The following is a 7,564-nucleotide window of genomic DNA, read 5'->3' as shown; positions in this document are numbered from 1 at the left end:
CTGCTTTCTTTGCTTACTTTCTTTGCAGCAGCAAAGAAAGTGAGTCCCGCCCCGGACAGGGGCAGAGCAAATAAACCAAAAACAAAGCAAGTTCCATAGAAGCGCAGAAACATCAGACGGTGTAAACCCCCAACACCCCCCCCACCCCAAAGGAGCGATGCGTCATGTCAATTCACAAGGCCCGGCCGCTCGCCGATGCCATCCGCTTCCTCGCCATCGACGCCATCGTGCGCGCCGGCGAAGGCCATCAGGGCGTGCCGCTCGGCATGGCCGAAATCGCGACGGCGCTGTTCACGCGCCATCTGAAGTTCAATCCCGCCGATCCGCAATGGCCCGACCGCGACCGCTTCGTCCTGTCGAACGGTCACGGCTCGATGCTGTTGTATGCGTTGCTGTACCTGACCGGCTACCCGCACTTCGGGCTCGATGCGCTCAAGTCGTTCCGCGAGATGGGTTCGCACTGCGCGGGTCATCCCGAGTTCGATCCGGCACTCGGCATCGAAGTGACGACGGGACCGCTCGGGCAGGGCATCGCCAACGCATTCGGCATGGCGGTGGCGGAGGCCTGTCAGAACGCGCGCTTCGGCGATGGCATCGTCGATCACTACACGTACGCGTTCGTCGGCGATGGCTGCCTGCAGGAAGGCATCGGCCAGGAGATGATCTCGCTCGCGGGGCATCTGCAACTCGGCAAGCTGATCCTCTGCTGGGACGACAACCAGATCACCGACGACGGCAGCACGTCGCTCTCGATCTCGGAGGACGTGAGCGCGCGCTTTCGCGTCGCGGGCTGGCATGTGATCGAAGTGGACGGCCACGATCTCGAAGCGGTATCGGCGGCGCTCGTGATCGCGCGCCGTGACCCGCGCCCTTCGATGATCGCGTGCCGCACCGTGATCGCGCGCGGCATCGCCCGGTTGCAGGGGCAGCGCGGCGGCCATAGCGGCAAGCTCTTCGATGCGGACGCCGACGCCGCGCGCACCGCGCTCGGCTGGCCGCACGCGCCGTTCGAAGTGCCCGCCGACGTGCTCGATGAATGGCGCGGCGCGGGACGGCGCAACGAAGGCGAGTACCGCGCGTGGCAGGAACGCGTGGCCGCGCTGCCGGCCGGGGCGCGCGCCGAATTCGAGCGCATTCAGGCGGGCCGTCTGCCCGACGGCTGGCGTGACGTGCTGGACGCCTATCGGCGGCGCGCGGTCGAAGCGGCGGAGTCGGGTGAGGCGCAGGCCGGCATCACGATCTCCGGCGAAATCAACGATCTGCTCGTGCCGTACCTGCCGGAACGCATGGTCGGCTGCGCGGATCTCGAAGCGCCGACCGGCCATAAGCGCAGCCTGCAGGCGTTCACCGCGAGCGAGCGCGGCGGCGCCTACGTGCATTGCGGCGTGCGCGAGCATCTGATGGGCGCGATGGCGAACGGCATGGCGGCGCACGGCGGCGTGATCGCGCTCGCCGTTACCTATCTCGCGTTCTCCGACTACGAGCGGCCCGCGATGCGCATGGCCGCGCTGATGGGCCTGCCGGTGAAATTCGTGTTCAGCCACGATTCGATCGGCGTCGGCAGGAACGGGCCGACGCATCAGCCGGTCGAGATCCTCGCGTCGCTGCGCGCGATGCCGAACATGCGCGTGTTCCGTCCCGCCGATGCCGTCGAAGCCGCCGAATGCTGGACGCTCGCGCTGGAACATCGAAGCGGTCCCAGCACGCTCGTCTTCGCGCGCCAGGCGCTGCCCACGGTGCGCACGACGCACGCGGACGGCAACCTCTCGCAGCGGGGCGCCTATGTGCTCGCGGAAGCCAATGGCGACCGGCGCCGCGTCACGCTGATCGCGACCGGATCGGAAGTCGCGCTCGCACTCGCGGCGCGTACGCGCCTGCAGGAAGAAGGCATCCCGACCGCCGTCGTATCGATGCCGTGCTGCGAAATCTTCGACGAACAGGACGCTGCGTACCGCATGTCCGTGCTTGGCGCGGGCACGGTGCGCGTCGCGGTGGAGGCGGCCGTGCGCTTCGGCTGGGACCGCTATCTCGGCGAGCGCGGCGGGTTCGTCGGGATGCCGGGCTTTGGCGCGTCGGGGCCCGCCGAGGCGCTCTATGAACATTTTGGCATCACGCCCGCGCATATCGCCGCCGAGGCGAAGCGCCATCTCGCATCGGACAAAGGGTGAGCGCTGGCGCTCCGGGTCGTGGCGTGCATGTAGTAGGCGCTTGCTGCGAAACGCACGCCGCCTGGCTTTCGATACGTCCACAGCCACATGTCAAACTGTTATCAGCGGTGTAGAGTAGCAGCGGAACCGCGTTTGACAGCATCGTCGTGCGCCGCCCGGCGCAGTCCCGGCCCGGGCGGTCTTGAAGCGTCGGCAAAGCGAGCCCGTCATCCATGGTGCGTTGTCCAAAGCCTCAGAGGAACGACGGTGACGACTCCAGGGCCACTCTCCGCGCTGCGTTCAAAACGTGAGCGCCTGCTCGAACGGCAGGCCGCGCTCGCCGCGCTCACCCGCATCGACGTCTACCAGAACGACAATCTCGAGCAGACGATCCAGTACATCATGGAGACGGCCGCCGAGTTGATGTGTGTCGAGCGCGTCAGCCTCTGGCGCTACACGAAGGCGCGCTCGGCGATCCACTGCCTCGATCTCTACGAGGCAAGCGTCGACCGGCACAGCGCCGGTGCGCAATTGCAGGCCGAGCTATTTCCGGCCTACTTTCAGGCACTGGCGACCAGCGACGCCATCGTCGCCGACGACGCGCATGCCGACCCGCGAACCCGTGAATTCTCGACCAGCTATCTCACGCCGCTCGGCGTGACCGCGATGCTGGATACACCGGTCTATCTGAATGGCCGGATCGACGGCGTGTTGTGCCATGAGCAGGTCGGGCCGCCCACACCTTGGACGCCCGAAGACCGCCTGTTCGGCATCGCGCTCGCCAACCTGATCGCGCTGGCCGTCGAGCGCGACGATCGCAGGCGCGCCGAGGAGGCGCTGCGCGAGAGCGAGCAACGGCTCGCGACGCTCGTCGCCTATGCGCCCGATGCCATTCTCGTTTTCGATGCCGACTCCGACCGCTACGTGCAGGCCAACGAACAGGCCGCGCGCCTCTTTGGCCGGAACTGCGAAGCGCTGCTCTCGGTCGACCCGGTGGAACTCAGCCCGGAGCGCCAGCCCGATGGCCGCATTTCGAGCGAGGCGCGCAGCGAGATGATCGACCGCGCGCTCGACGGCGGCACGCCCGTCTTCGAATGGATGCATCTCAACGCATCGGGCGCGCTCGTGCCGTGCGAGATCCGCCTCGTGCGCCTGCCGCACGCGACCCGCAGGCTGGTGCGCGGCAGCGTCATCGACATCAGCGAGCGCATGCGCACCGAGCAGGCGCTTCGCGCGAGCGAACAGCGCCTCTCCACGATGCTCGCGTATTCGCCCGACGCGATCACGCTGCTCGACGTCGATACGCTGCGCTTCGTCGAGGCGAACGAGCAGGCCGCGCGGCTCTATGGCCGCGATCGGGACGCGCTCCTCTCTATCGGTCCTGTCGAGCTGAGTCCGGAGCGGCAACCCGATGGACGCCTGTCGGCCGAGGCGGCGCTGGAAAAGGTGGAGGAAGCGCTCGACGGCGGCGCGCCGGTGTTCGAATGGTGGCATGTCGACTTGGCCGGCGCGCTCTTTCCCTGCGAGGTCAGGCTCGTGCGCCTGCCCGATGCGGCGCGCCGGCTGGTGCGCGGCAGTGTCATCGACATCAGCGAGCGGAAGCGCGCCGAAGCGGCCCGCCGCGAGAGCGAAGCCCGCTTGCGCGGCATCCTCGATGCGTCGATGGACTGCATCATCAGCATCGATCCCGACGGGCGCGTCATCGAATTCAACCCGGCGTCCGAGCGCACCTTCGGATACCGGCGCGACGACGTGATCGGACGCGAACTCGCCGCCCTCATCATCCCGCCGACCTTGCGCGATGCGCACCGCCGTGGACTCGCGCGCTATCTCGCCACAGGCGTTGGACCGTTGCTGGGCAGGCGCATCGAGGTGCCGGCCCTGCGTTCGGACGGGACGGAGTTTCCCGTCGAGATTTCGGTGACGCCGGTGGCCGGCGGCCCGCAACTCGTGACCGCCACGGTGCGGGACATCACCGAGCGAAAGCGCGCGCAGTCCGAGCTGAACTGCGCGAAGGAGGCGGCAGAGGCCGCGAACCGCGCGAAGTCCGAATTCCTCGCCAACATGAGTCATGAGTTGCGCACGCCGCTCAACAGCGTGCTCGGTTATGCGCAGCTCCTGCGGCGCGAAGCCGAACTCAACGAACGGCAATGCAAGGCGCTCACCGTGGTCCAGCAGTCGGGCGAACATCTGCTGGGACTCATCGACGAAATCCTCGACATGGCGAAGATCGAGGCCGGCACGCTGGATGTCGTCGCGGACAACTTCGATCTGCACCGCCTGCTCGCGAGCATCGCCGGGATGGTGAAAAGCCGCGCGCAGGCAAAGGGCCTCTCGTTCACCACGGCGCAGTGGTCGGACATTCCGCGGGTGATCCGTGGCGACGAGCGCCGCTTGCGGCAGGTGCTCACGAATCTCCTCGACAACGCGATCAAGTACACGCAGCAGGGCGGCGTCGTCCTGAAGACGGGGCTGAACGAAGGGCGCCTGTGCTTTCTCGTCGAGGACACCGGGATTGGCATTCGTCCCGAGCATCTGTCCGAAATATTCGACGTGTTTCATCAGGTGCGCGACCCTGCCACGGTGATCGACGGAACCGGGCTTGGACTTGCGATCAGCAAGCGGCTCGTGAACCTGATGGGCGGCGTGCTCCAGGTCGCGAGCACGCCGCGCGAGGGCAGCCGCTTCTGGTTCGAATTGGACCTGCCACCGGTCGAGGCAGAGGCGCCGGTGGACGCGACCCGGATCGCGACCGGCATCGCGGGCGAGCGCCGGCGCGTCCTCGTGGTCGACGACGAAGCGGAAGGCCGGAGCCTGCTTCGCGACCTGCTCGCGCCGCTCGGCTTCGACGTGCACGAGGCGCCCGACGGCGAAGCCGCCATCGACGCGGCCATGCGCCTCGTGCCCGACGCGATCCTGATGGACATGCGCATGCCGCGCCTCGACGGGCTGGCGGCAACCCGCCGCATTCGCGCGCTGCCGGCGCTTTCGGGCACGGTCATCTTCGCGATTTCCGCCAGCGCGTTCGAGCACAATCGCGCGCGCTGCATCGAGTCCGGCGCCGACGAATTCGTCCCCAAGCCGTTTCGTCAGGAGAAGCTGATCGAGCTGCTGTGCGGACGTCTCGGACTCACGGTGCTGTATGCCGCCAGCGACGGCGCGAACCCCCCGCCGGAGCGCGCCGCGCTGATCGCCGCGCCGCCTTCCGCGGACCTGCGACGCCTGCTCGATCTCGCGTCGCGTGGCGACGTCAGGCAGTTGCTGCACGAAACGAACGCGCTGGCCGAGCGCGACCGTGCGCACGCGCCGTTCGCCGCTCACCTGCGCGAGCTCGGGGAAGCTTATCGGATGAAGGAACTGCGCCGCTGGCTCAAGCGTCTCGCGGACGAGCCGCGAACCGAGCCATGAACCGGGCCATGAACCGCACCATGTCCTCGGCAGCGGACCCGCAGCCGCTGGTCCTCGTGGTCGAGGACATTCCGGCCAACCTGTCGATCCTGCTCGACCTGCTGAGCGCCAACGGTTGCTCGGTATCGGTCGCAGAGGACGGCGAGAGCGCGCTGGAGGCGATCGAGTACGCCGCGCCCGACCTGATCCTGCTCGACGTGATGATGCCCGGGCTCGACGGCTTCGCGACTTGCGCGCGTCTCAAGGCGAACCCCGCGACCCGCGACATACCGGTGATTTTCATGAGCGCCCTGACCGACACCGTCGACAAGGTGAGGGGCCTCGAACTCGGTGCCGTCGACTACATCACGAAGCCGTTCCAGCACGAGGAAGTGCTGGCGCGCGTCGGCACGCATCTCGAACTCAGGCGGCTCGCGGCGCGGCTCGCGGAAAGCGAGCAACGGCTCTCGCGCATCATCGAATCGGCGATGGACGCCATCATCGCGCTCGACGAAGCCGGCTGCGTCACGTTGTTCAATCGGGCGGCCGAGCGCGTGTTCCGCGGCGTGGCGGGCGAAGCCCTCGGCAAGCCATGCAACCGGTTCCTTTCGGAGCCGCTGTGCCGGCTGCTCGGCGACTACATGCGCGGACAACGCCCGCAAGCACCGGTGTGGGTGCCCGAGGGGTACAGCGCCGTGCGCGCCGATGGCGACGCATTCGCGATCGAAGCGACCCTCTCATGGGCGGACGCCTCAGGGAAGGCGATCTACACGCTGATCCTGCGGGACATCGAGGAGCGCAGGAGAGCGGAGGCGGAGGTCGGGCAGTTGCGCGGACTGAACCGCTGCCTGCGGGAAGAGCTGCGTGAAGCGCAGGCCGACGAGGAACTCATCGGCCCCGAAGGATTGCGCCACGTCATGGAGCAGGTGCGCCAGGTTGCCTGCACGGATGCATCGGTGCTCGTGAGCGGCGAGACCGGCACGGGCAAGGAACTGATCGCCCACGCGATCCATCGCATGAGTCCGCGCGCGAGCCGGCAGCTCGTGAAGCTGAATTGCGCGGCACTGCCGGCGAGTCTCATCGAGAGCGAGTTGTTCGGACACGAGAAGGGCGCGTTCACGGGCGCGCTGGCGCGCAAGGCCGGGCGCTTCGAACTCGCCGATGGCGGCACGCTGTTCCTCGACGAGATCGGCGAACTCGCCCTCGACCTCCAGGCGAAGCTGCTGCGCGTGCTGCAGGACGGCGAGTTCGAGCGGCTCGGCGGCACGCGCACGCAGAAGGTGGATGTGCGCATCGTCGCGGCGACCAACCGGAGTCTCGCCGACGAAGCTGCGGCCGGGCGTTTTCGCGCCGACCTCTACTATCGCCTGAACGTCTTTCCGGTCGCGCTGCCGCCGCTGCGCGAGCGTCGCGCCGACATCGCCGCGCTCGCCGCGCACTTCGTGCGGCGCTTCGGGGCGAAGTACGGGAAGCACATCGACGCGATGTCCGAGGGGCAACTGGCCGTGCTCGAAGGCTACCGGTGGCCCGGCAACGTGCGCGAACTCCAGCACGTGATCGAGCGCGCGGTGATCCTGACGCAAGGCACGCAACTGGCGCTCGGCGACTGGTTCAGGGATGCGGCCGCTGCCGCCGTGCCGATGTCACCGCCGACGCCGACGACGCCGACGACAGCGGAAGCCGGACGCGCCGACAGCAGTCCGCTGACGCTGGAGGAAGCGGAGCGCCTGCATATCCTCAGGGTGCTCGAGGAAACCGGCTGGCGCGTGAGCGGCAAGTCGGGTGCCGCCGAGCGCCTGGGGCTCAAGCCCACCACGCTCGAATCCCGCATGAAGCGCCTGGCCATCAATCGCAAGACCCCCTGAACGTTCCCGATATTTCGGGAATCTCCCGAAGCTCGCCGTGAATGCACGGCCCCGCGTGAGCCTGGCCGCCGCGACGGCGCGCCGCATCGGATCGTCGCGGAGCCTTGCGCCGCAAGGCCGGCGGCGATGCATGCCGCTCTCGTGAGCCCACCTGGCACGTCTTTC

At 68.0% G+C, this 7,564-nt stretch carries 3 protein-coding genes; all 3 read left to right on the top strand.

Features of this window, described 5'->3' with window-relative positions:
* Positions 1–164 precede the first annotated feature (164 nt).
* On the top strand, positions 165–2,168 hold the full coding sequence (tkt, locus tag AWB68_RS29100; protein ID WP_087647780.1) for a transketolase: 2,004 nt from the start codon (positions 165–167) through the stop codon (positions 2,166–2,168).
* Between the two features lie 246 nt (positions 2,169–2,414).
* A complete protein-coding gene (locus AWB68_RS29095; protein ID WP_160110086.1) occupies positions 2,415–5,555 on the top strand; it encodes a PAS domain S-box protein in 3,141 nt (1,046 codons plus the stop codon).
* 8 nt (positions 5,556–5,563) lie between these two features.
* Positions 5,564–7,399 (top strand): sigma 54-interacting transcriptional regulator, encoded by a 1,836-nt coding sequence (locus AWB68_RS51145; protein ID WP_235028555.1) that lies wholly within the window; start codon positions 5,564–5,566, stop codon positions 7,397–7,399.
* The last annotated feature ends 165 nt before the right edge of the window (positions 7,400–7,564 follow it).

This window comes from Caballeronia choica, assembly GCF_001544535.1.
Classification (GTDB): domain Bacteria; phylum Pseudomonadota; class Gammaproteobacteria; order Burkholderiales; family Burkholderiaceae; genus Caballeronia; species Caballeronia choica.
Note: the sequence above shows the minus strand (reverse complement) of the source record. Positions and strands in the feature narration are given on the sequence as shown.

What these genes read in the sequence shown, in the direction of transcription:
- tkt (WP_087647780.1), top strand. Translation starts at nt 165, where the DNA reads ATGTCAATTCACAAGGCCCGGCCGCTCGCCGATGCCATCCGCTTCCTC.
- AWB68_RS51145 (WP_235028555.1), top strand. Translation starts at nt 5,564, where the DNA reads ATGAACCGCACCATGTCCTCGGCAGCGGACCCGCAGCCGCTGGTCCTC.